This is a genomic window from Polynucleobacter kasalickyi (assembly GCF_900176405.1).
Classification (GTDB): Bacteria; Pseudomonadota; Gammaproteobacteria; order Burkholderiales; family Burkholderiaceae; genus Polynucleobacter; species Polynucleobacter kasalickyi.
The window spans coordinates 20377-43648 of sequence record NZ_FWXJ01000016.1 but is presented as its reverse complement, the minus strand read 5'-3'; the positions used below and the strand labels follow the sequence as shown (position 1 = coordinate 43648).

Below are 23272 nucleotides of genomic sequence, written 5' to 3'. Positions count from 1 at the left end.
GGTATTAAATGGATTTAAAAAAACTATATTTTTGGATTTTCTCATCATCCAAAACAACCCCTAAGCCTGGGCCGCTTGGAAGTGCTAAAGAACCACTAGAAATGTCTAACTTATGATGCACAATATCATCCACCGTTTTTAGAGGTCCTACGCATTCAAGTCCTGGCAAAACATCTTCACTGGAAGCTGCAAACATAATTTCAGCAACAGTATTTACTCCTAAACCAAAACCATGTCCAATCACTACTTTGAGCCCAGCGGCACTCGCCGTTTCAAGCATTCTTCTAGCAATTAAAAAACCACCCTGTTTCATTACTTTTAATTTAACGATATCTGCCGCATCTTTTTTAATCACGGCAATCAAACTGGCATGGTCAATAATTGATTCATCTGCCATCACAGGAATGCCAATCGCTTGTCTTACTTTGGCCATGCCGTCTAAATCATCTGCATGCACCGGTTGCTCAAACAGTTGTAAATTAAAAGGCTCGAGCAACTTGCCAAGCGCAATAGATTCTTCAACGGTATAACCTGCATTGGCATCTACCCTAAGTTTCATCTCAGGACCAACTGCTTCACGAATCGCGGCAATCCGGTCTCTATCGGCGTAAATATCGGCACCCACCTTGACTTTGGCTGATTGAAAACCTTTATCAAACCATTTTTTTGCCTCAGCAGCGGCCTCATCAGGCGGTAGGATGCCAATCCAAGCATTGAACAGGACATTTTCAGTAACATTCCCACCTAACAAGGTATATACGGGAATGTTTAGTTTTCTACAAATTAAATCGGTACAAGCCATTTCAATGGCTGCTTTCGCATCATAAAACTGCTCAACAGATTGATTCATCTTTTTTAGCAAATGATGCACATTGAAAGTGTCAAATCCAATAACAAGTGGAGCTAATACTTCTTTAAGAACTTTTAACGAATCCTCAATCGACTCTGCGGAGTATCCGGGGGATGGATCAATATTGCCAAGGCCTACATTACCACTGTCATCAGTAATCCGGATCACGGCACTTTTTTGGACTGTTTTAGTGACATAGGCATTTTTAAAGCCACCACCAACGAGTGGCACTGCAACGCCAAAGACTTCTACTTTAGTAATAGTTGATTTCATATTTTTATTCGAATGGAATGACAGAACTACCTTTGATTTGAGTACGATGCATCAAGCGTCTAGCATTAGGATCAAAACTATCACGACGGTGCAAAGTACAACGGTTATCCCAAAGGATCAAATCGTGCAATTGCCATATTTGGGTAAAAGTAAACTCAGGTTTGGCAGCATGATCCCACAACTCATCTAATAATTGATTACTAGCTTCTAAATCCATCCCAAGAATATAACTATTTCTTCTACGACCTAAAAATAGCGTGGGTAGGCCTGTTTCCGGATGGACTGATACCAAAGGATGATGAGCGCCAGGAGCTTCCCTTGGATCCGTTACATCTTTCATCCCTTTACGAATCATGCCAGCACTATTGTAAGTAGAGTCATGAATCGCCTTAAGACCTTTGATCTCTTTCTTCAATGCATCGGGTAATGTTTGATAGGCTAAATACATATTAGACCAAGAGGTATTTCCACCTTCCTTAGGAATTTCTAAGGCATGCAAGAAAGATCCTTTCGGAGGATTTTCAATATAAGTCATATCCGCGTGCCAAGAAGCCTCACCATCACCTAATCCACCAATCGCCTGATCGCCCACTTTGATATTTGAAATGACATTCATTTCAGGAAAGTCGGCTAGGAAAGGTTTTCCATAGGAGTTAGGGCCTGGAGGGTCGATTTCACCAAAATTACGGGTCACGTCAAGTAATTGTGGATCACTTAACTCTCGCCCCCTAAACCGGAGTACCAAGTGTTCTTTCCAAGCATTAAGAATCTGTGCCAAATCCTCTTTTGCGATGGGCTTAGAAAGGTCAACACCAGAAATCTCAGCGCCCAAGGCATCTGCTAATTTGTGTACTTTTAAAGTTGTCATAAGTTTGTCTCGTAAAAATTGTCATTACAATCAATCTGAAATAATTATTTATTTAACGCATACTGATTGAACAACAATCTCAAATAATAAATGAGGTTCATTGTTTTTAACCACCAACATTAAATTGTTTCGTTATACCGAATTTGATATATAAGGTCATTTTAACTGTTTATTCTAGAATTCAGACCACCTTTAAGGAGGATTATTGGGGCGAGTAAAATGAGTGAATTACTTCTTTTGCCTTTCAATGACTCCAGTGATGACCCAAAAACTATTGCAATCTAAATTTCCAGAGATGGAAACTACTATTTTTACCGTGATGTCCGCTTTAGCGCGGGAACATAATGCAATCAACTTAGGCCAAGGATTTCCTGACTTTAGCTGTGATCCCCAATTATTAGATGGTGTGGAGAAAGCCATGCGAGGGGATCAGAATCAATACCCCCCAATGACCGGCATCCCAGAATTAAGAAATAAAATTTCTGCAAAAATTCAAGACCTTTATGGTAAATATTACTCATCCGATGATGAAATTACGGTTACAGCAGGAGCAACCCAAGCTATCTTAACTGTCGTTTTAGCCACGGTAAGGCCAGGTGAAGAAGTTGTAGTGATTGAACCAGTCTATGACTCTTATCTTCCGGCAATCCACTTGGCGGGTGGGAAAGCCATCTCAGTAAAAATGATTCCGCAAAGAAATACTTTGGGTCTGGTAGCAAAATATGTCCTTCCTTGGGATGACCTAGCAAAGGCAATTAATCCTAAAACTCGGCTCATCATGATCAACTCTCCTCACAATCCAACTGGGATGGTATGGGAAAGTGAGGACTTGGAGCGACTTGCCGACTTGGTGAGGCCAACCAATGCACTCATTTGTAGTGATGAAGTTTACGAGCACATGGTATTTGACAATGAGCACCATCAAAGTATTTCTCGTCATCCAGAACTCTGTCAAAGAAGCTTCGTTATTTCCAGTTTTGGTAAAACTTTTCATGTAACAGGTTGGAAAGTGGGCTATGTCGCAGCACCTAAAGAGTTAATGGCAGAATTTCGTAAAGTGCATCAATTTAATGTTTTCACAGTAAATACTCCTATGCAGTATGGTTTAGCCACTTACCTCAACTATCCAAATGCATATAAGGAGTTACCAGCTTTTTATCAGGAAAAACGAGATTTCTTTAAGGCTGGTTTAATTGATACGCGCTTTTCATTGCTTCCGTCTAAAGGAACTTATTTTCAGTGTGTTGACTACTCCAATTTAAGGATTCCAGAGGCGAAATTCAATGAGGTAGACTTTTGCCAATGGTTAACGAAGGAAATAAAAGTTGCCGCAATTCCAGTGTCAGCATTTTATAGTTCTGCAACGAATTCTAATGTGATTCGATTTTGTTATGCCAAAAAGGAGGAGACTTTAAAAACCGCACTCAATCGATTGCGGACAATTGCTAGTTAAACTGCTCAAATTTTAGATTTTGGATTCTTTTATAGATTACTCAAAGGAATGGAGTCCAATCGCATTACCTTCGGTATCACCAATAATTGCGATAAAACCATTGGGGCCAATGCTCGATTTGGGTTTAAATAATTGCCCACCATTTTGCAGAGCAATCGCTGATTGAACTGCGCAATCATGACTATGAAAATAGACTAAAGTTCCTTCTAAGGACGGTCTTCGCATTGGGTGCTTCACTAAGGCACCCATCGCACCATTGCTATGAATCGCATCAGGAAATTGTAAAACTTCAAAGCTACCATCAGTAGTTTGCGGTTCTAAGAAGCAATCAAATACTTTTTCGTAAAAATTTTTGGCTCGCTCCATATCATCAACATAGATTTCGAACCAAGTGACAGGATTATTAGATTTAGACATCTCAATTTTTTCGTGATTGAATGAACTCCATTATCTCCTAGGATTTCTTACACTTTAGTGAGGCTCTGCTAATAATCATTCAATCTTCCTCTGAACTATCTGAGTTTCAGCACCTAGATATGATCGCCTAAAGACTATTCATCGATGAGTCTCTTTCTATTTATAGAGTTCAGGAGAGTTCGTTTATTTTAAGAATTGTTCAGTGGGAAATTTCCGTAACTTACAATTATTCATATAAACTGATTAATCAGAGAGCTTTGCAAAGAAAATTATTTAAAAAAATGCGAAGTCGTCATCAGCTCAGGAGACTTTAAATGAAAAAATTAATATTAATTCTTAGTGCTTTCGTTTTTACAAGCCAAATTTGTATTGCGCAAGAATATCCCACGAAGCCAATAAAAATTGTCGTACCTTTTCCTCCAGGTGGTGGTGCTGATGTCTTAATGCGACCATTAAGTAAGCGCTTATCAGAGTTACTTGGTCAAGCAATCATTTTAGACAATAAGCCTGGCGCGAACGGTAATATTGGTGCAGATTACGTAGCAAAATCGGCACCTGATGGGTACACTCTTCTCCTCGGGAATAGCTCATTGCCGATTAGTTCGGCACTCTACGCTCAACTCCCATTTGATCCTGTAAAAGATTTAACGCCCATAGCACTCATGGTAAATACGCCAAGTGTTTTGGTCGCCAACCCAAAATTCAAAGCAAAAAATATTACTGAATTAATCGAGTTGGCAAAATCAGAACCCGGGAAAATTAATTACTCTTCTGCTGGTATTGGCAGTACGCCACATTTAGGCATGGAGTTACTAGGGAACTTAACCGGTACCAAATTTACCCATATTCCCTACAAAGGCGGTGGGCCAGCGGTTTCTGCAGTACTTGCGAATGAAGTTGATGTTTTAATCACCAACACCTCGACGGTACTTGCCCAAGTTCAAGCTGGTAAGTTAATTCCTTTAGGAACAACTACTTTAAAGCGCACACCAATTCTCGCCACTGTTCCAACCATCGCTGAGACAGTTCCTGGCTTTGAATTAAATACTTGGTATGGCATCTTTGGACCGACTGGAGTACCTAAAAACATTGTTCAACGCATCAATCAAGCTTTCATTCAATGCCTGAATACTCCAGAGATCAAACAACAGTTAATTGCCTTAGCATATGATCCGGATCCTGGTTCAGCAGAAACATTAGGCGCGCTATTGAAAAAAGATAATGCCAACTGGGCTAATATTGTGAAATTAACGGGGATTAAGGCAGAATAAATTTAGATTGCTAGCAGTATCATCGCCGCGATCGAGCAAACTAAACCAAGGACTTTTCTGACGGAAATTTTTTCTTTAAAAATAAAGATACCTAAGATTGCAGTGACCACAAAACCCATCTGTGAAATGGTTACCACCGTGCTTGCAGGGCCTGATTTCAAGGCCTCAAGTAAAAAATAGAGCGCTAAAAATAAGAAGAGTGCCGTAATAAATCCTAAATAAAGATACTTCCACAAAAAGATAATTTTTTTATCTTTGTAGTAACAAGAAGAAAACGCCATCGTGAAAAAGACCACTGCCTGCCCTGCGACGATTGAAATCGAGTTTCCTCCAGCGATCGCACCCAATTTATAAATAAAGCCGGTAATGCCTAATAGGACCGTTGCAATCGCAAGAGAACGGAAATAAGTTTTACTCGTTTTTGAAGGGCTAGGGTTCGTTGAACGAAACGAGAGATTACTCAGCAATAAAAATGCTGCAATGATTAAGAGCACAAAGGCAAAGCCCTTATTCATCGTTAAAGACTCATTTAAAAAAAGCAGTGCTAGGGTCGCTGATAAAACAAAGCTGCTTCTAAAAACTGGTGCTACCACGCTAACGTCCCCAGTATTCAAACTAATCGAAAAGTACAGCAACGCAAAGTACAGAGTCAAACCAGCACACATTCCAAATAAGAAGGGCACACCAAAATGAAGAGAACCCGTCACCCACCCCAACAAAAGGGCACTAGGTAGAAAAAACACGGTTTGTAAAACGATGAATCGATGCGCCGGAATTCCTTTACGAGCAGCAAATTTAAAAACCAAATCTCCTAATCCGTAACAACACATTGAAATTAAGGCGAGTGGTAAGTAAGCATTTTGCATGGATTTAGACTTTATAAGGTGATTCAAAACTTTAGTTAATTTTATAGCTTTGATGAGATAACGTTTCAACTATCTCACATTGAATGAATTTTCTTAAAAAAAGTAATTAGTAATTTAAGCGATTATTTTTCTTCTTACATGGTAAGCAACAAAAATACATCCCCAAATCACAATTGATACATAGGCAAACACCCAAGCTACGGGTTGTTGTTGTCCGCCAGACACATCTAAGACAAATCCAAAGATAGATGGTCCTAATAGTCCACCACCAAAACCCATCATCGAATGCAATCCCATCGCAGCACCCTTCAGTTGATCAGAAGTGCTAGTAACCAACCCAGCTGTTAAGGTAGCAGAATCCGCCATAATAAACAACGTATGCAGGACTGCAAAAATCATCACTAACCACCATGCTTGACCAATCGACATGGCCAGTAGGATACCGAAAATAGTACTCAAAATCATGGCGGTGTAGATCCATTTTTTTCGCCCAATTCGGATAGCAATTTCGTTACCCAGAATTGAGGCGGGTACCCCAAAAAAATTAATGAGGCTAGCTGATTCAGTACCACTGAGCAAAAACGATTGATCCGAATTTGCTGCGCAAATCAAAAAGAAGGCGACTAACCAACTTCTTGATGCAAATAACTCTAGGGAATGTACCACGTAGCCCCAAATATAAGTAGAAGCATCTTTATTTTCTAAAACAAGTTTCCAGCGAGCAATCGGAAAAATATCTCGCCAATGGAGGTTGAGTTTACCTTGCCATTTTTTATCTCTGAGTGGCTCTATCAAAAAATAAACAATGGCTCCTGCAAGTAATGGGCCAACCGCAATCACTCCATAGACATAATGCCAATTGAGCAACTTTAAGATGAAGCCTGACAAGAGATAAGAAAAACCAACTCCAATGCCAAAAGAAGCAGTATAAAAAGAAATGTACCGAGTCAATTCACCGGTCTTGACTCTGTCAGTGATAATTTTTAAACCGGGCATATAAGCACCAGCGACGCCAGCACCATTTAAAAACATAAAAAATAAAGCACTATAAAAGCCATTCGTCATGGTTGCTAAACCAATGAGGCCGATGAATTCGATAAAAACGCCAACTAAGTAAATTTTTCTCGCGTCTAAACGATCGGTTAATACCGTGGCACAGGAGACAAACCCAATATAACCAAAGAAAAAGATACTGGCGATGAAACCAGACTGAAAATTTGATAAATGCCATTCTTGTTGAAGTGTATTTAAGGTCACCGCATAGCTCGCAAAACCCAACAGGGTTAAGACTTGTGAACAGAGCATGCAAATAATGATATTTTTTGTCTTCATATTTATTATTTAAAAGGTTTTTGCAGTAAATCTTATCGATAAGACTATTCTAATTGGTCAATCACTCCACGTTTCTTTTCTGGCTGGTTTTTATGCTTACTTTGCACCTAAATCAGCAAAGGGGGATTTGTCCGTATTGATATTTCTAAACTTCTAGAGTAGGCTTTAAAAAAAGAAAATATTAGGGAGGCAAAGACATGGTAATCAATCCACTGATTGGTATAGGAAAACGCTCGCTTTTTCGAAAGTATTTTTATTTTTCTATTTTAAGTGTCATCTGTATTTTGCACGCACTGCACGCACCGATGGCATTCGCACAAGCTTGGCCTAATAAGCCCATCAAAATCATTATCCCGTTTCCACCGGGTGATTCAATCGACTTGACCACGCGAATGATTGCTCCGAAGCTGACCGAAATACTCGGGCAGCCGATTATTGTTGAAAACGTTGTCGGTGGTAGTGGCTCCATTGGTATCGCTAATTTAGTCAGGTCAAGTCCAGATGGCTATACCTTTGCTTCCGCTCAAACAGGTAATTTAATTGTCTTACCCAACACACTTAAAAGTGTCAAATACAATCCACTCAAAGACTTAGAGCCTATTGCTCTCATTTCAACCAATTTTCAGGGGATTGTGGCAACTCCCAATACACCCTTTAACAACCTAAAAGAGATGATTGCTTATGCCAAAGCAAACCCAAACACTTTAACCCTCGCTACCAACGGAGAGGGTGGCTATCCGTTTTTAACCTTCGAAGACCTCAGAATGCGCGCAGGATTTGACTACATTCATGTGCCCTATAAAGGGAGCGTGCAAGTAACTACTGACGTCATTGGCGGACAGGTACAAGTCGGAATTTTAGGCATGGCGACCTTTGTGCCGCAAATTCAGGCAGGGAAATTAAAGCTGTTAGGTATTACGGCTGCAACTAGCCCTGCCACTTGGCCTGATGCGCAATTAGCCAGTGAAGTAGTCCCAGGGTTTAATGCGACGGGTTGGTTTGGCTATGTAGCTCCTGCAGGGACCTCTCCAGAAATCATTCAAAAAATGAACCGTGCTATCAACATAGCAATGTCCCAAAAAGAAGTGATTGAGAAGTTAAAGGGAATGGAATTATATGTTCAATCATATACTTCTCAAGCCTTTAAAGAAGTCATCGAAGCAGACTTTATACGTTACTCAAAACTGATTCAAAGCATTGGACTTAAACCACAATAAATTTAAAAAGAGACTATCAAAATGACCAACAATACAAATGATTCATTTAAGAGTGAAACGCGTGATGGGATGCAAATCGATTGGGATGTTCCCATCGAGATGGATGATGGAATTGTTTTAAGAGCTGACATTTTTAGACCTATTGATTCGGGTCAATATCCTAGTTTGATTAGTTATGGCCCGTATGGAAAAGGTTTAAGTTTCCAAAAAGGCTACCCAACAGCTTGGGAAAAAATGGTCAGTGATCACCCTGATACAGCTGCTGGTTCTAGCAATAAATATCAAAACTGGGAAGTACTTGATCCTGAAAAATGGGTACCAGACGGATATATTTGCATTCGAGTGGACTCAAGAGGTGCGGGTAGATCCCCTGGTGTAGTGGATCACCATTCCCCAAGAGAAACCCGTGATTTCTATGAATGTATTGAGTGGGCTGGTCAGCAAGCATGGTCTAACGGCAATGTTGGGTTAGCGGGGATCTCTTATTACGGCACGAATCAGTGGCGTGTAGCTGCATTAAAACCTCCTCATCTAAAAGCCATGTGCATTTGGGAAGGTTACTCTGATCGTTACAGGGATAGCACCCATCACGGTGGTATTCTCTGCACCTTTGTCAAAAATTGGCAAGATATGCAAGTACGTAATGTGCAACATGGCCTAGGTACGAGAGGACCGATTAGCGAATTAACAGGAGAACTCGTTTGTGGCCCTGAAACACTAACTGACGAAGAGTTAGCAGCTAACCGCGTACCAATGTGGCAAGAGTTGCTAGATCATCAAATGGATGATGAGTATTATGCTGTTCGGAAGAGTGTTTTTAGTGAGATTGAAGTCCCCTTATTATCTGCGGGCAATTGGGGTGGCCAAGGTCTACACTTAAGAGGCAATATTGAAGGCTTTATGCGTTCAGGCTCCACCCGTAAATGGCTTGAAATGCATGGCGGAGCGCATTGGGCAGGACTTTATACGGATTATGGTGTTGATATCCAAAAAAGGTTTTTTGATTACTATCTGAAAGAGATCAATAATGGTTGGGAACAAAATCAACCAAAACTACAATTACAAATACGGCATGTAGATCATTTTGAGCAGCGCTATGAAGAAGCTTGGCCAATACCAAGAACCGAGTGGACAAAACTTTATTTAAATTGTGCCGATCATTCTTTATCCTTTAACCCTCCCGAAGAAAATACTAAAGTGAGTTATCAACCTTTAGTACAGGGGACTACTTTTTATGCAAAACCTTTTGAAGAAGAGGTTGAAATCACGGGACCGGCTGCGTTGAAAATCTTCATGAGCTCCTTATCCAATGATGCTGATATTTTTACCGTACTACATGTTTATGATCCTCAAGGACAAGAAGTGGTATTTCAAGGAGCCCTCGACCCACATACACCGGTTGGGCAAGGATGGTTACGTGCATCTCATAGAGAGTTAGACGAGACCTTATCAACCCCTTACCGCCCGTATTATCGTCATCAACAAAAAATGCCATTGATCCCAGAACAAAAGACAGCGCTCGACGTTGAGATATGGCCAACAAGTATTGTCATACCCAAAGGATATCAATTAGCGCTCAGTGTTTTAGGTAAGGATTATGAGTGGGATGGTCCAGCAGCACATCTTTCGAATATGAAAAATCCCATGAAAGGTTGTGGTCCTTTCATCCATGATGACCCTATCGATCGACCACCTGCAATTTTTGGTGCTGAAGTCACTTTATACTCTGATCAAGATATGCCGTCGTATGTCTTGTTGCCTTTTATTCCTAAAAAATGACTAAATCCTGAATCGATCTTTTACTGTAATCGGAAGACTTCTATCCTCACTGATTTATTATTTACTGGTTCGGAAGCTTCCAATTACAAGATGGATAACAACGTAACAAGTTAATAGGAGAGAGGCCAGTGAGGAAATACGTATCTAGTTCTGGGTTTTATGGACTGACAGGCTTGCTATAAAAACATACCTGATTCCCTCCAGCCTTTTTCGCTAGATACATTGCATCATCAGCCTGTGAAAGCAGTTCATCTTGCGTTTTTTTATTTCCTAAAAAGACGGTAATACCAATACTTACAGAGCAAGTATATTTTTTTAAATCATTTAATTTGTCCAGCTTACCGAATGCTATTTCCATGGATAAAGTATTGGATAAGCTTTCACATAATTTTTCAGCAATCTTTTTTGCCTGTTCACACGCAACAGAATACTCAAGACCTAATTCACCGAGAATAATAGAAAATTCATCACCGCCGATTCGAGCTATCGTGTCGATCTCCCGAATGATCTCTTTCATGCGCTTTGCAACCTCCATCAACCTTACATCTCCCATCTGATGCCCATAGCTATCGTTTAAATTCTTAAATTTATCTAAATCAAGAATCAGTAATGCACAATATTGTTGATGGCGTTCTGAATTTTTAAGCGTTTGATCTAAGCGATCTTCAAAGATACGGCGATTCAGCACCTGCGTTAATGGGTCATAAAAAGCTAATTCTTGAAGTTTTTCTTGAGTAGCTACTTCTTCACTAATATCACTAATAGCACCAACCATCCGAATTGGCGTACCATCCTCTGATTTTTCAACAACGGCGCCTCGATCTCTCACCCAAATTTGCCGACCATTAGTCCGAAGCATCCGATAAGAATATCGATACTCTTGGTGATCCTCAAGCGTTGCTCTCAGTTGATCAAGTACGGCATTTAAATCATCCGGATGAATACGTTTTTTAAAATCCTCGACAGAAAAATACGGTTGCCCTGGATCTTCACCAAGCATTTCTATCCAACGGCTATTGTGCTTCACTTCACCAGTCAGAATATTCCAATCCCAAATGCCATCTCCAGAAATATCTAATACATACCGCAATAGTTCTTCACGTTTTAATAGTTCGTTTTCGGCATCGTCTAACTTAACTTCCATCGATTTGACCTCTTGGAGCGTTGTCAACAACTGCCAGTCAGATTGAAGAATCTTATTATTTGCAATTTCTAACTTCATTAAATTGTTTTCTTCAATCGTTTTTAGATTTTCAGAACTAATTCTACCGACCCAATAGGCAATGATAGTCACATAGGAAATGACCATTAAGGCAAACCAAATCCATCGAATTAAAGCCAATTCGAAAGGTTCTTGATATAAATTTATATTAGACGGTAATTGTTGAAAAAATATCGCCGCTAATCTCATGAAAGTTAAAATTAACTCCACAACAGTAATAAAGAAAAACAATCTTAAATGTTTTAATCGAACTTTACCTAATAGTCCCAACTCGATGAGTTGCCATAGAAGACAAAGGGACGATGTCGAAACAACCAGTAGCACTCTTTCTGTAAAAACACCTCTTTGTCTTAGATATTCGAAAACTAGAGCAAAAATCAAAATCGCCATGATGGGCAACCATTTGCTAGTTTTATTGCTTGGTTTTCTGAGCGATCGACAAAATAATGCCAGATACATATTGCCAGCAACAAAGCAGGTATTAGCAAATGTCAATAGTACTAAATTAAGGATGGAGGCAATCGTAAAAAAACTAAAAGCACATGCTGAAAAAACAAAAGTCAAAAACCAAGCGTTTTCTGATTCAAGAAGTTTACGTTTATTAACTAATGGTTTTGAGGCTGCCACCAGTCCCCACATGATTAATGCTGAGGTAAGAAAGAAGATTTCGTTAAGAGATAACATATCTTAGATCATTTTGTATGAAGCTATTGCTGTTTTACAACCCCAACTGAGGCTTAAATAATACCCTTGGCTACGGATTGCTTTATCTAGTTGAGTTGTCTTGTAATGACTTCCCCTTAGGTGCAAATTAGTTATCTTCATATTGCTGTGAAATAACAAGAAAGTTATCTGACTCCAAAACAAACGCATCAACTACCAATGGATCGAAATGATGCTCCCTTTTAGAAATAATTTCATGAATGGCGTCCTCATGGCTCCAGCTTGCCTTATAAACGCGTTTACTCACCAATGCATCATAAACATCAGCAAGGGCCATGATGCGCGCTGGCAAGGGAATATCTTCCCCGCTTAAGCGGCGAGGATAGCCAGTTCCATCCCACTTCTCGTAGTGACCGCCCGCAATTTTGAATGCCATTCTAATGACACCTTCATCACCTGGAAATTCCTGTTCAGCAGAGGACAGGATCGTTTCACCAATCGCAGCATGGGTCTTCATAATTTGCCACTCTTCATCATTCAATTCATTTTTGTAATAACCCATTTTCCTTAATCTTAAGGCCAGTATTTTGTTAGAGCGACTGTAAAAAAGGAATCTCAACCTCAGTCATAAGTAATCCTATTAAGCGTGACTGACCAACTACCTTGATTTTGATGATGGAAAGCATTTGCCATGCTAAAACAGAGCAAATCACAATCAGAATCGCTACGATTACTCTTTTCATTTTCTAAGTATTGAAAGAAGTGTCTCTGAGGGGTTGAATATAGTTATAAAATACTACTTTTAATGGCTTGATATTAGTACCTTTTAATTAGCAAGGCAAGTATATTTTGCGTGAAATAGTAACTTTCATGATTTTTTGTAATTTCTTCAATTCACATTGAAATCACCCGCCAAATTTGCCGCAAGGTCCCATGTGGGCAGATTGGCAAAGGCAACCGCAAGACCCCATCGCACTTTAAGTGCGTATCTTGTGGGCAGGAGAATCACGCCGATATGGTTGGAGCAATCAACTTTTTAGAGCGGGGATTGCGCTTGTTAGCTTGTGGAGATCCGTGCCGTTAAATCGGTCAATGAAGCAAGAACCCACCGAGACGACTTTCGATACTCTTGCAGCGTAAGCGTGGTAGGAATCCTCTTACTTCAGGGAGTAGAGGATGTCAATAATGGATAATGAATATTATTTCAAATACACTAAAGGTTAAAAATGCCATACGCTCTTGTTCGCGGTGTTCAAATTTTCTACCAAATTATTGGTGACCATGGCCCTTGGTTCACTCTTTCTACTGGTGGCAGAAGGAGTCATGCCGAATTTATATCACTCGCTCAAAAGATTGCTAAAGGTGGCTTTAGGGTTTTATTACATGATCGTCGCAATACAGGAGCCTCTGAAGTATCAATTTCTGGTCAAGATGGTGAAGAAATAATTTGGGCAGATGACTTAGCGGAGCTTTTAAAACAGTTGGGAATTGGTCAAGCATTCATTGGAGGAGCATCCTCTGGAGCAAGATTGTCCATCCTAGTCAATCAACGCCATCCGGGAATTGCCAAAGCACTCGTTTTAATTCGCTTGACTGGTGGGGAAACAGCCGCTGCTAGATTACCCAAAAAATATTATCAACAGTTTATTGATGCGGCTAAATCAGGTGGAATGCAAGCTGTATGTCAAACTTCTGACTATCAAGAAAGAATCACGGCACGCCCTGAAAATCTTGAGGTATTAATGAAGATGGATCCGGAAGAATTTATTCGGGTCTTAGAAAATTGGCTGAGTATTTTTGTGAGTGGCCCCACATATCCGGTGATGGGCGTTGAAGAATCTACTTTGCAAGCAATTCAAGTACCTGTACTCATTATTCCAGGTAATGATCGTACCCATGCACGGGGTAATGCCGTTGCTGCCTCTCAAATCATTCCCCAAGTAGAGTTATTTCAGTTACCGATTGAGGATCAAGATGCAGACATTATTTCTTTCACAGAATGGGCTCCACTTGAGGAATCCATCGCTACTAAGGTTATTTCTTTTTTGAAAGCTATCCAATCATGAAAATTCGTCGCGTTGTCACCGGGCATGATACAAATGGCAAAGCCATCGTTGAGCAAGATGAAATCTGCACCAATATTATTTCAAGACGTGATCATCACTCCAGCATCGTAGTGTGGTCGACTGGTCAATTTCCAGTAGATAACTTAGATCCTGCGAATGGCAACTCAAGGGATGTATCCGTCCTCACTAAAGAGGATACGGTGTTTCGAATTGTGCAATACGATCCAGGTGTTGCTCCTAGAAATCATCGGACTGAAACCATTGATTACGCCATTGTGATGTCTGGTTCCATCGATATGGATTTAGATGGCAGCATTGTTCATCTAAAACAAGGCGATGTTATTGTTCAAAAAGGCACCATTCATAACTGGGTTAATAATGGCGATGTGCCATGTGTGATTGCTTTCATCCTCATTGCTGCAAAGCCGATTAGCCTTACTCAAGAAACTTTACATGCCGATGGATAAAATATTTAAAACTATTTTAGTTTTTATGTTGATGGGGGTGAGTAGTTTTTCTTCTAGCCAAACTTACCCTATAAAACCAGTAAAAATCATTGTTCCATCTGCGCCAGGTGGTGGCTCAGATATTATTGCCCGACAACTGGCCCAAACTTTTACCAAAACATTTGGGCAAAGTTTCTTCGTAGAAAACAAGCCGGGTGCGGGTAATATGATTGGGATTGAGGCGGTAGTTCACGCCCCAGCTGATGGATATACCTTACTCATGGTACCCACCCCATTAATTCTCAATCCACTACTCTTGAAAAATGTAGCCTACGATCCGATCAAAGATTTTGCGCCAATCTCTCTCGCCGCTACTGCACCCAATATTTTTGTTGTGAATCCGAATGTTCCTGCGAAGAATATCAAAGAGTGGATTAATTTAGCGAAGAAAGATCCTAATAAATTCAATTTTGGGAGTGCCGGAGTTGGCACTTCTCCACACATGTCGATGGAATTATTTAACTATCTTGCCGGGATTCAAACCATTCATGTGCCATATAAGGGGACTACTCCGGCAGTAACTGACCTAATGAGTGGGCAGGTGGATGCGATGTTTGTTAACCCGCTAACCGCACTGCCCTACATCCAATCAGGGAGACTTCGAGCTTTAGCAGTATCTGGCAATAAACGATTAGATCTTTTACCGAATGTTCCAACCGTCATCGAATCTGGTGTAAACAATTACGTCTCATTACAGTGGTATGGCTTACTGGCGCCAGCGGGAACTCCTGACAGTATCATTCAGATGATTCAAAAAGAAATGGCAAAGGCTCTTCAAAATAAAGAAATTAAGGAGAGACTTTTTGCAGAGGGTGCTGAACCAATAGGGAGTTCGTCGGAAGAGTTCAGAATGCTCATTAAAAATGATTATCAAAAGTGGTCTGAAGTTGCTAAAAGGGCAAAAATCGAACCACAATGAACTGCAACTTAATAGTGGCGAAAATTGGTTTATTTCGTCACTATTTATTAAACAATCCTACTACTTCTAGGTCTTTGCCCCAAAGAAAAAAGTAAAGATTTTATGAGCTAATGCTTTAATCTGATTGGCTTTTTCATGATGACCTGAAGCGCTTGATAGTGCTTTTTCATTGATCAAATTACGCTCAGTCAGAATGTGAGAAATTTCCTCAATTAATTTTGGTGATTCCTCAAATATTGGAGCAAGGTGATCTTTCGTTAATTCCAGTAAGACGACTTTTGATCTCGCGAATACGTTTGCCGACCTTGGCTCACCAGTGAGTAATGACATCTCACCAACGCAATCGCCTGGCCATAGAGTAGCTACCACCTTATCATTACCTTCATTATCCTTAATACTCACTTCAAGGTGTCCCTCAGAAATGAAATACATACTTTCAGCAAGTTCCCCTTTGCGAATTAATTGCTCACCCGACTCGTAGCGCATAATCTTGACATTCGATGAAAGTTCCTCAACTTGATATTCATCTAAAACTTTCAACACACTCGAGTGATAAATGTCCATCAATCGTTGTTGCGCCTCAGGGACGGCCTCTGCAGTAGTTGTAATCTCAACATCAGAACCAAGATTAATGGCAGCTGCCCGAAAAATATGTAATAGTCGTGTAAACACGATATTATTTGACGCATTCTGAGTCAGACTTGGATCGCATTCATAGCCAACCGCATAACCAATCTCTCCCCCTTCAATTTGCTCAACGTGACATACATATTTTGGGAGAAACCGATGGTCTTTAGAAACCAAGTACTTCATGGCTGTTTCCATTGTCTCTAAAACTCTAGAACTATTATTGCCCGTCGTTAGCTTAAAACTAATCCGTCTTAGTGTGCCACGCTTTTCAGGCTGTCTACTCAAATTGATATATTTTAAATTCAGAAACAGGCGCGCCGGCATACGAATAACATAGCGTGTGTCAGTTTGCATCGTAATCATGCGATGATCAATTTGAATCACCTTGACTGCACCTTTTTCCCCGGACATTAGCAGGAAATCGTTGATTCCAGCTAAATGATCCGTTTGAATCTGAATACTCGCTGTAACGTCAGCAATCCATTCACGAAAAATAAAGAAAGCACCCACACCTAAAGCTCCAGTAGTCGCCAAGATATGAGTTAGGCCATGATCATAAAGAAGAATAAAGCCTACTAAACCAATCAGGCCGTAAATCACGATACTTAAAGCAGTGACGGCAATTAAAGGAATTTGTCCCTTAGCTAAACGCTGATTTACGGAAATTATCATTAAGCGCATCAGCATATCTACCGTCAGCGCAAACAGGGCAAATTGCACAATCGCCAAAAATGTCGGAAGGCTCATCGATAAATCACTCGACAAATCGACTACTGTCCAACCCCGGAAACTACCGATTTCTATCTTGAGCCACCATGCATAGGCTAGATTACTCATCAGCAAAGCAACCCATGCTGGTTTAGGTATTGCAAATATTTTTTTGTGTTGCATATTTAAATCGATTAAGTATTGATGCTTGGTTGAACAGCGGAATCATTTGCCAACAAAATGAAATGATAGATATAGATAATTTTTTCTTACTTATCATCATATTACAAATATTTTGACTTGAATACAAAGTAAAGACGTAATTTAAAAAAAGAGTATGGCATCCAAACATTTATCTCGAATCAGAAGCCAAACCTAAGTTTGAATTGAATTGATTTACTTTCACCGTAAGGCGTGAGAAAAAAGGGAATGTATATGTTCGGTAAAGGATGTCAATAAATTGCCAGTCATTTACCTATCTATTAAAAGCTTCTAAGAAGAGTTGAAAGATAGTCAAAGAGCACCCCCAAAAACCATATTTTGACCGCTAAAATCAGCCATAAAAAGTATCACCCGGTCAGCAATTTTAAAAACATCATCATTTTTACTTACTTAAACGGGTGATAACTAATTTTCCAATCTCAAATGGAAGTAGGTGCACCAGGCTGCTTTAAAGGATGGGCTTTAGCAAAAGCTTCTAATTTTGAGCAATTTTCATAGATTTGGAGCACACGTGGCAACTTACTGAGGTCGCATTTAAAAAATCCAGCACCGATTACATGTGATGCGAGAAAGATATCAGCCAGTCCTGGTGTATCACCGTAACAATAAAGACTAGAAGTCGAATTTGCCGTCAAAATTTCTTCACATGTTTCTAAAGCCGGCATGACAAAACGATGAATCCACTTTTGCACACCATCGGCATCTAAACCAAGTTCTTCAGTTAAATAATTTCTTACTCTCGGTACCATCAGGGGATGAGAATCAGCAGCAATAATTTGAGCTAAGGCGCGAACTCTTGCCTTGCCAAGAGGGTCAGATGGCAAGAGCGGAGGATTCGGAAACATGTCATCAATATATTCAATGATGGCCATCGACTGGAATAAAGCGGGTCCACTGCCAACATCGAGTGCGGGTAGTAGGCCTTGAGGATTAATCGAGTGATAATGCTCGCCAAGATGCTCTTTACCTAATAAATCAATTGGCATGACTTCTACATCAATACCTTTTAGATTGATTGCAACTCTAACTCTGTAAGTGGCCAGTGAACGCCAATGTCCATAAAAACGCATAAATTAAATCTCCTTATTTTGGGAATACAAAAATCACCCTATTGATGTTTAAAAAACTCGTTACATCTAGTGTAATGCGAATCTATTTCATGTGAGCTATTAACGTATTAAAACAGGAACCAAACGCAACAAGTTTTTATGATTTACTTCAAGACTTCTACCTTCTCCCTTATTTTTTCTTCAAATCGCATCAAAATAAAGCCATTGAACCCAACTTGGTATCTTGTGCCACTTTTTAGGGCGTATCTTGAAATTTCTCAGTTAGCTCGAAGGCATACTTGAAAGTGAATAAGTACGCTAATAGTTATTTTTTATTTAAAAGGAAGAATCAGCATGAGTAATCATAGGTTTAGCCAAGGTCGTCGCCAAATCCTTCAAGCAGGGGCGCTTAGTGCTGTTTCAGGTTTGATCCCATCATTTGCTCATGCAGCAGACGATAAAATTCTCATTGGCTATTGGCCTATTGCCAGTGGTCTACCCTTTTTTGTAGCACTAGAAAAAGGTTACTTCAAAGAAGTAGGACTGAATGTCGAAGGGGTTAAATTTGCTAGCCCGAATCAAATTGCTGAAGCCATGATTGCCGGACGTATACACGGTTCTGCAAACGGCACTGCTTCTGCTGCATTAGCTCTTGCCGAAATTGCCTCACCCAATCTGTTTAAGATTATTTGTTCCAACCCATCCAATGTGAAATATGTATTAGATGAGGTTTTAGTTCCCCTCGATAGTAAAATAAAAGCGATTAAAGATCTGCCAAAAGACGCCAAAATTGCCTGTGGTCCTGGTATCCAAAATGTAACTTTGACGAAAATTATTCTTGAGAAAAATGGACTATCGAATATCCAGCCAATTGAACTCCCCGTTGGCCAACATGTTCCAGCTTTAGCAGCAGGACAAGTTGATGCTGTTTATACCCTTGAGCCATCTGGTACCGTTGGTAAAGTAAAAGGGTTCTCACGTATTTTAGAGGCAGGTGTTATTTCTAAATACATGTTGGGAGACCCTATGGCACCTTGGTTTGGTGGATCTGCAACCCTCACAACTACAATCATTAAAGAACGATCCGCTGAGGTTAAAAAATTCATTACTGCCTATGCAAAAGGCGTGGAATTTATTCGGAAGAATCCAGATGAATCCAGAAAATCACTTGACGGATTTACAGCCATCGAAGAATCAATTGTGAAAGAAGTACCTTTGGCTGATTTTGTGATGTTTAATGAGTTTAAGCAGTCGGATATTTCATATTTCCAAAAATACTTTGACGTTTTCACGGATCGTAAAATTTTCACAAAAACTGTAGATGTGAAATCTCTTATTTACACTAGCTAATCATAAAAATATGAACAATCAAAGCTCCTGTCTTTGATTGTTCTGCGTTCATTTCTTGCACTTAATTACGTTCGTTATCGTTGTCCATCATGCACGGATACTTTATCTTTAGTTAAGCCGCCTAATCGTGAATGTACACGAGCACCTGTTCCCATCACCAATGCAAAAAGGATTTCATTCGGGCGAGGTGCATCTTGAATCCCAATTTCCATACTATTAAAATGACTACGGACATAAGATGCATGAATATAGTGCAAAGGAACCATCAATCGATACCCAGTTGCGGCCACTGCTTTAGCAGCTGGCACCATGGCTTTGGGCTCACCTAAAACACTTCGCATCGCCCACCCACCTGCTTCGTGCCAAACAGCGCCATGTTCCATTTCACCATTCACGCCAACGATTGCAGCTTTGCTATACGTTTCAATGTTGTCACGACCGAGTGTATCCACGAGCTCTTGAGCTAGTAAAGTGCCTAGGCTTCTTAACTCTGCCATAAAGGGCATTAAATCTGATTCATATCGACCAGCGTAGGGGTTCAGAATAACGGCGCATGATGCCGCCATCTTTAGAGGCACGGTCGCCTTTGGACCACCCTCATGATATTGAGTTTCAATAATTAAACTACGCTTGCGAATTTCAATGAGCGACATAAATATCTCCTTTCTTAATGTGAACTATTGTTTTGGAATTTTTGCATCATTAACCACTTGAATCCATTTTTGAGTTTGGTTGGAAACCATCACCTTCATTTCTTCGGGAGTACTTCCTTTTACTTCACCGCCCATATCTTCTAATTTGTTTCTCACAGTAGGTACAAGAAGTGCTTTTTGTAGTTCAACATTTAACCGATCAAGAATTGGTCGGGACATGCCGGCCGGAGCCATCAACCCCGCCCATGAACGTACGTCGTATCCTGGGATGCCTTGTTCAGCAACGGTCGGCACATCTGGTAAGCCCGGCCATCTTTGCGGACCGGTAGTTGCTATAGCGCGTAATTTTCCAGCTTTAATATTGGACATGACAGCTGTCGGTGGAGCAATGATCATTGGTAAATCACCGGATAATAAAGCGACTACAGAGGCAGCGTCTCCCTTGTAAGGGATGTGGAGTAATTGCGTTTTTGACATGCTAGAGAGTAATTCACCTGCTAGATGATGAGTCGACCCAATTCCAGCAGAACCATAACTTACTTTATCAGGGTTCAATTTTGCATCTTGGAGAAGTGATGATAGGTTCTGAACTTTACCGTCGTTCTTCACAACAATCAAAAAGGGAAAATAAGTGATCGTACCAATCATGTCAAAATCTTGTACGGTTCTATAAGCTAAATTACTATACAGCGCCCCAGCAACCGCATGGCCACCAGTAGCAAGCAATAAAGTGTAGCCGTCAGGCTTAGCTCTAGAAACTGTAGTGGCTGCAATAGTGCCACCAGCGCCAGTTTGGGCATCTACAATAAATGATTGTGAAAGTCCTTTCCCCATTTCATCGCTGACAGCCCTAGCTATAGAATCTGCGTTTCCACCTGGTGCAAAACCTTGTAGGATTCTGATTGGGTGATCAGGATAATTTTGCGCATTACTTAGTATCGAACTGAGCAATAAGATTAGAACAGAAAAGATGTTAAGTAAAAACTTTGGAACTTCTTTTGTCATCATGTATCTCCTTTTTAAAAACCCTCTTAATGGGGTTTTAAAACAATCTTACCTAAAGTAAGTCCTTGGTCAAGAATCTCATGTGCTTGTCCAACCTGACTAAAATCCATGACTACCGATGGTGACGCTTTCACCTGGCCATTTGACATCAAATCAATTGCTTTGCACATCAACTTTCGACGGTTATCTTTATCTTCATCAAAGGTATGCATTGAAAAACAACGTACTCCCAAGCTTTTACCTAACAGCTCACGAAGTAGTCCAAAGAGATCTTCGTTGGGTTTGCCAGTGATAATGTTGTAGGAAATAGCTAGTCCAAGTGGGGCTAAACTTCGGATACACTGCGGAAACATTGCGCCTCCTAAATGGTCATACACCAAATTGACCCCTAGACCATTCGTTGTAGACATCACTTCTTCGACAAGAGTCAACGGATTAGCGTCCAGGATTACATCAAAACCATTCGATAAGGCAAATACTCTCTTCTCCAAAGTACGAGCTGTGCCTATCGTTTTAAATCCATAGTACCGTGCAAGTTGCGCAAGCATGGTAGCGACCCCACCCGCGGCACCAGTAATTAAAATGGTTCCCGGGATTGGTGTATGTCCCGGACTAGCAGCCTGCATGAGTGCTAGGGCAAGCTGTAAATTTGGCAAACTGACTGCATCGTTGAATGAAATCGCATCGGGTAAGTTGTAAGGAGCACTCTCTGGAACTACGATACTTTGAACGTAGCAACCACCTCTTTGCGCTAAATCTCGGGCACTCACCAAAACACGCTGACCTAGCTGAAGTGACAGCACACCTTCACCAACTGCGTCAATTTCACCAGCAAGTTCTGCCCCGGGAATTGCTGGTAGTGGTGGCATCCACTTGTAAGTTCCCTGACGAATCAATACGTCAGGACGACCCACCCCAATTGCATGGGCTTGCACTCTGACTTCTCCAGGACCTGGCATTGGAAGAGGTAATTGCTCAACACATAACGCATCGGGCCCTCCTGGTTGATGAACTCGTATAACGAACATGCTAACTATCTTTCTACAGCAATAGAATTAATCAAGGCACCCCATGAACTGCCAGCTTTTAAAATGAATGATAAAAGTTTCATCTCTTTTATTCCTATTTTTATGATTTTTAAGAGTATTTATTTAAAAACTTCTGCTCGCCACTCATCGAGAAGTTTGAAACTTGGATCGTTTCGACACATTGCTTCTGTCTCTCTAAGTAAAGTTTCATCATCTTTATCAAGATTTAATGGGTCTCCATGGGGTTGAGAAATATAAAATGGCATATCCACGTAAGCCTCAACCGTATTACCCTCTGGATCAGCAAAATATACAGATAGTGCATTACCATGATTGAGAGGTAAAAATTTTGTTGCACCAAGTTCAGTTGCTCTCGTTCTAATCTCCCTTAGATACTGAATACTAGGTACTACAAAAGAAAGTTGCATTACGGTACTAAATGTTGCTTCGATTGGTCGACCACCAGCAATGACCAACTGATGATGCTGATCTGGGCTTGCGCTCAGAAAAACCAATGGCGCTTTAAATGTTTTACCAACACCTCTATCCGTCTCCGTCAAACCAAAAACAGCTTTATAAAAATTAACCATCTTGTCTACGTCTGTCGCGTAGATCCCAAAGTGAGAGGGAGTCGGCCTAGTAATTTTTAACATCTGTATCTCCAAATAATTAATGGGTCTCTTTAACCCATAATGCCGTTCCCTTTAATACATTTTTATGCGTACTAAGCACAAGCTCTTGATGTAAGTTACCGGCAGGTTCGATATCTCGATTAAGAATTGCTCACATCAACAATTGATGATCTTCACTGTTTCGCTTGACTACAGTTTTATAACGAGCTGAAATATGTCGGTACCGTTCAACTTGATCAAACAAACTCCAACTACTAGAAATAAGTCGTTCAGTCGATTTAATATCTTGATGC

Annotated in this window: 23 protein-coding genes; 9 read left to right on the top strand and 14 right to left on the bottom strand. The window is 40.4% G+C overall.

Annotation, left to right across the window (positions count from 1 at the left end; genetic code table 11):
- Positions 1-4: 4 nt before the first annotated feature.
- Both B8983_RS12405 and B8983_RS12400 read right to left on the bottom strand, forming a co-directional pair.
- Positions 5-1123 (bottom strand): mandelate racemase/muconate lactonizing enzyme family protein, encoded by a 1119-nt coding sequence (locus B8983_RS12405; protein WP_084285506.1) that lies wholly within the window; start codon positions 1121-1123, stop codon positions 5-7.
- Between the two features lie 4 nt (positions 1124-1127).
- The gene (locus B8983_RS12400) at positions 1128-1991 is read right to left on the bottom strand and encodes a TauD/TfdA dioxygenase family protein (protein WP_084285504.1); all 864 of its coding nucleotides are present in this window, start codon (positions 1989-1991) and stop codon (positions 1128-1130) included.
- A gap of 259 nt (positions 1992-2250) precedes the next feature.
- Here B8983_RS12400 and B8983_RS12395 point away from each other — a divergent pair, with 259 nt between their 5' ends.
- Positions 2251-3444 (top strand): methionine aminotransferase, encoded by a 1194-nt coding sequence (locus tag B8983_RS12395; protein ID WP_084285524.1) that lies wholly within the window; start codon positions 2251-2253, stop codon positions 3442-3444.
- Between the two features lie 36 nt (positions 3445-3480).
- Here the strand turns inward: B8983_RS12395 and B8983_RS12390 are convergent, their stop codons facing one another.
- Positions 3481-3861, bottom strand: a complete 381-nt coding sequence (locus B8983_RS12390; protein ID WP_084285501.1) for a VOC family protein — start codon at positions 3859-3861, stop codon at positions 3481-3483.
- Positions 3862-4175: 314 nt separating this feature from the next.
- Here B8983_RS12390 and B8983_RS12385 point away from each other — a divergent pair, with 314 nt between their 5' ends.
- Positions 4176-5132, top strand: a complete 957-nt coding sequence (locus B8983_RS12385; RefSeq protein WP_084285498.1) for a tripartite tricarboxylate transporter substrate binding protein — start codon at positions 4176-4178, stop codon at positions 5130-5132.
- 2 nt (positions 5133-5134) lie between these two features.
- On the opposite strand, the gene B8983_RS12380 is transcribed toward B8983_RS12385, so the two are convergent.
- Together B8983_RS12380 and B8983_RS12375 are read right to left on the bottom strand one after the other, a co-directional pair.
- On the bottom strand, positions 5135-5998 hold the full coding sequence (locus tag B8983_RS12380) for a GRP family sugar transporter (protein ID WP_084285495.1): 864 nt from the start codon (positions 5996-5998) through the stop codon (positions 5135-5137).
- A gap of 114 nt (positions 5999-6112) precedes the next feature.
- Positions 6113-7330 carry an MFS transporter gene (locus tag B8983_RS12375; protein WP_084285494.1) on the bottom strand — a complete coding sequence of 406 codons (1218 nt, stop codon included), beginning with the start codon at positions 7328-7330 and terminating at the stop codon, positions 6113-6115.
- Positions 7331-7527: 197 nt separating this feature from the next.
- Here B8983_RS12375 and B8983_RS12370 point away from each other — a divergent pair, with 197 nt between their 5' ends.
- Positions 7528-8547, top strand: coding sequence for a Bug family tripartite tricarboxylate transporter substrate binding protein (locus B8983_RS12370; protein WP_084285492.1), 1020 nt, complete (start codon positions 7528-7530; stop codon positions 8545-8547).
- Between the two features lie 21 nt (positions 8548-8568).
- Positions 8569-10326, top strand: coding sequence for a CocE/NonD family hydrolase (locus tag B8983_RS12365; protein WP_084285490.1), 1758 nt, complete (start codon positions 8569-8571; stop codon positions 10324-10326).
- 157 nt (positions 10327-10483) lie between these two features.
- Here B8983_RS12365 and B8983_RS12360 read toward each other — a convergent pair whose 3' ends face one another.
- The 3 genes from B8983_RS12360 to B8983_RS14050 form a co-directional block, all read right to left on the bottom strand.
- Positions 10484-12232, bottom strand: a complete 1749-nt coding sequence (locus tag B8983_RS12360) for a diguanylate cyclase domain-containing protein (RefSeq protein WP_084285488.1) — start codon at positions 12230-12232, stop codon at positions 10484-10486.
- A 127-nt stretch (positions 12233-12359) separates the two neighbouring features.
- A complete protein-coding gene (locus tag B8983_RS12355) occupies positions 12360-12773 on the bottom strand; it encodes an HD-GYP domain-containing protein (protein WP_084285486.1) in 414 nt (137 codons plus the stop codon).
- Positions 12774-12801: 28 nt separating this feature from the next.
- Entirely contained in the window at positions 12802-12954 is a 153-nt protein-coding gene (locus tag B8983_RS14050; RefSeq protein ID WP_159460905.1) for a hypothetical protein, read from the bottom strand.
- 140 nt (positions 12955-13094) lie between these two features.
- Here B8983_RS14050 and B8983_RS12350 point away from each other — a divergent pair, with 140 nt between their 5' ends.
- The 4 genes from B8983_RS12350 to B8983_RS12335 all read left to right on the top strand — a co-directional run bounded on the left by B8983_RS12350 (position 13095) and on the right by B8983_RS12335 (position 15702).
- Entirely contained in the window at positions 13095-13295 is a 201-nt protein-coding gene (locus B8983_RS12350) for a zinc ribbon domain-containing protein (RefSeq protein WP_084285520.1), read from the top strand.
- Between the two features lie 142 nt (positions 13296-13437).
- Positions 13438-14277: an alpha/beta fold hydrolase gene (locus B8983_RS12345; protein WP_084285484.1), complete on the top strand. Its 840-nt coding sequence runs from the start codon at positions 13438-13440 to the stop codon at positions 14275-14277.
- A complete protein-coding gene (locus B8983_RS12340) occupies positions 14274-14744 on the top strand; it encodes a cupin domain-containing protein (RefSeq protein ID WP_084285482.1) in 471 nt (156 codons plus the stop codon). The genes B8983_RS12345 and B8983_RS12340 overlap by 4 nt, the downstream gene beginning before the upstream one ends.
- Positions 14731-15702, top strand: coding sequence for a Bug family tripartite tricarboxylate transporter substrate binding protein (locus tag B8983_RS12335; RefSeq protein ID WP_084285480.1), 972 nt, complete (start codon positions 14731-14733; stop codon positions 15700-15702). Before B8983_RS12340 ends, B8983_RS12335 begins: the two co-directional genes overlap by 14 nt.
- Before the next feature lie 66 nt (positions 15703-15768).
- Here B8983_RS12335 and B8983_RS12330 read toward each other — a convergent pair whose 3' ends face one another.
- Both B8983_RS12330 and maiA read right to left on the bottom strand, forming a co-directional pair.
- A complete protein-coding gene (locus tag B8983_RS12330; protein ID WP_084285479.1) occupies positions 15769-17223 on the bottom strand; it encodes a mechanosensitive ion channel family protein in 1455 nt (484 codons plus the stop codon).
- Positions 17224-17681: 458 nt separating this feature from the next.
- Positions 17682-18332, bottom strand: coding sequence for a maleylacetoacetate isomerase (gene maiA / locus B8983_RS12325; protein WP_084285478.1), 651 nt, complete (start codon positions 18330-18332; stop codon positions 17682-17684).
- A gap of 333 nt (positions 18333-18665) precedes the next feature.
- Here maiA and B8983_RS12320 point away from each other — a divergent pair, with 333 nt between their 5' ends.
- A complete protein-coding gene (locus B8983_RS12320) occupies positions 18666-19661 on the top strand; it encodes an ABC transporter substrate-binding protein (RefSeq protein WP_084285476.1) in 996 nt (331 codons plus the stop codon).
- Between the two features lie 74 nt (positions 19662-19735).
- Here B8983_RS12320 and B8983_RS12315 read toward each other — a convergent pair whose 3' ends face one another.
- From B8983_RS12315 to B8983_RS12300, 4 genes are all read right to left on the bottom strand, one after another.
- Positions 19736-20314 (bottom strand): amino acid synthesis family protein, encoded by a 579-nt coding sequence (locus tag B8983_RS12315; protein ID WP_084285474.1) that lies wholly within the window; start codon positions 20312-20314, stop codon positions 19736-19738.
- 24 nt (positions 20315-20338) lie between these two features.
- A complete protein-coding gene (locus tag B8983_RS12310; RefSeq protein ID WP_369405861.1) occupies positions 20339-21322 on the bottom strand; it encodes a tripartite tricarboxylate transporter substrate binding protein in 984 nt (327 codons plus the stop codon).
- Positions 21323-21345: 23 nt separating this feature from the next.
- The gene (locus B8983_RS12305; RefSeq protein ID WP_084285470.1) at positions 21346-22347 is read right to left on the bottom strand and encodes a zinc-dependent alcohol dehydrogenase family protein; all 1002 of its coding nucleotides are present in this window, start codon (positions 22345-22347) and stop codon (positions 21346-21348) included.
- Between the two features lie 119 nt (positions 22348-22466).
- A complete protein-coding gene (locus B8983_RS12300; RefSeq protein ID WP_084285468.1) occupies positions 22467-23000 on the bottom strand; it encodes a VOC family protein in 534 nt (177 codons plus the stop codon).
- Between the last annotated feature and the right edge of the window lie 272 nt (positions 23001-23272).

Excerpts from the sequence above, each read along its gene's own strand:
- maiA (WP_084285478.1), bottom strand. The coding sequence starts at position 18,332 with ATGCGTTTTTATGGACATTGGCGTTCACTGGCCACTTACAGAGTTAGA.
- B8983_RS12345 (WP_084285484.1), top strand. The coding sequence starts at position 13,438 with ATGCCATACGCTCTTGTTCGCGGTGTTCAAATTTTCTACCAAATTATT.
- B8983_RS12365 (WP_084285490.1), top strand. The coding sequence starts at position 8,569 with ATGACCAACAATACAAATGATTCATTTAAGAGTGAAACGCGTGATGGG.
- B8983_RS12305 (WP_084285470.1), bottom strand. The coding sequence starts at position 22,347 with ATGTTCGTTATACGAGTTCATCAACCAGGAGGGCCCGATGCGTTATGT.
- B8983_RS12360 (WP_084285488.1), bottom strand. The coding sequence starts at position 12,232 with ATGTTATCTCTTAACGAAATCTTCTTTCTTACCTCAGCATTAATCATG.
- B8983_RS12375 (WP_084285494.1), bottom strand. The coding sequence starts at position 7,330 with ATGAAGACAAAAAATATCATTATTTGCATGCTCTGTTCACAAGTCTTA.
- B8983_RS12340 (WP_084285482.1), top strand. The coding sequence starts at position 14,274 with ATGAAAATTCGTCGCGTTGTCACCGGGCATGATACAAATGGCAAAGCC.
- B8983_RS14050 (WP_159460905.1), bottom strand. The coding sequence starts at position 12,954 with ATGAAAAGAGTAATCGTAGCGATTCTGATTGTGATTTGCTCTGTTTTA.
- B8983_RS12330 (WP_084285479.1), bottom strand. The coding sequence starts at position 17,223 with ATGCAACACAAAAAAATATTTGCAATACCTAAACCAGCATGGGTTGCT.
- B8983_RS12335 (WP_084285480.1), top strand. The coding sequence starts at position 14,731 with ATGCCGATGGATAAAATATTTAAAACTATTTTAGTTTTTATGTTGATG.
- B8983_RS12370 (WP_084285492.1), top strand. The coding sequence starts at position 7,528 with ATGGTAATCAATCCACTGATTGGTATAGGAAAACGCTCGCTTTTTCGA.
- B8983_RS12405 (WP_084285506.1), bottom strand. The coding sequence starts at position 1,123 with ATGAAATCAACTATTACTAAAGTAGAAGTCTTTGGCGTTGCAGTGCCA.
- B8983_RS12310 (WP_369405861.1), bottom strand. The coding sequence starts at position 21,322 with ATGATGACAAAAGAAGTTCCAAAGTTTTTACTTAACATCTTTTCTGTT.
- B8983_RS12395 (WP_084285524.1), top strand. The coding sequence starts at position 2,251 with ATGACCCAAAAACTATTGCAATCTAAATTTCCAGAGATGGAAACTACT.
- B8983_RS12300 (WP_084285468.1), bottom strand. The coding sequence starts at position 23,000 with ATGTTAAAAATTACTAGGCCGACTCCCTCTCACTTTGGGATCTACGCG.
- B8983_RS12315 (WP_084285474.1), bottom strand. The coding sequence starts at position 20,314 with ATGTCGCTCATTGAAATTCGCAAGCGTAGTTTAATTATTGAAACTCAA.
- B8983_RS12385 (WP_084285498.1), top strand. The coding sequence starts at position 4,176 with ATGAAAAAATTAATATTAATTCTTAGTGCTTTCGTTTTTACAAGCCAA.
- B8983_RS12390 (WP_084285501.1), bottom strand. The coding sequence starts at position 3,861 with ATGTCTAAATCTAATAATCCTGTCACTTGGTTCGAAATCTATGTTGAT.
- B8983_RS12400 (WP_084285504.1), bottom strand. The coding sequence starts at position 1,991 with ATGACAACTTTAAAAGTACACAAATTAGCAGATGCCTTGGGCGCTGAG.
- B8983_RS12380 (WP_084285495.1), bottom strand. The coding sequence starts at position 5,998 with ATGCAAAATGCTTACTTACCACTCGCCTTAATTTCAATGTGTTGTTAC.
- B8983_RS12355 (WP_084285486.1), bottom strand. The coding sequence starts at position 12,773 with ATGGGTTATTACAAAAATGAATTGAATGATGAAGAGTGGCAAATTATG.
- B8983_RS12320 (WP_084285476.1), top strand. The coding sequence starts at position 18,666 with ATGAGTAATCATAGGTTTAGCCAAGGTCGTCGCCAAATCCTTCAAGCA.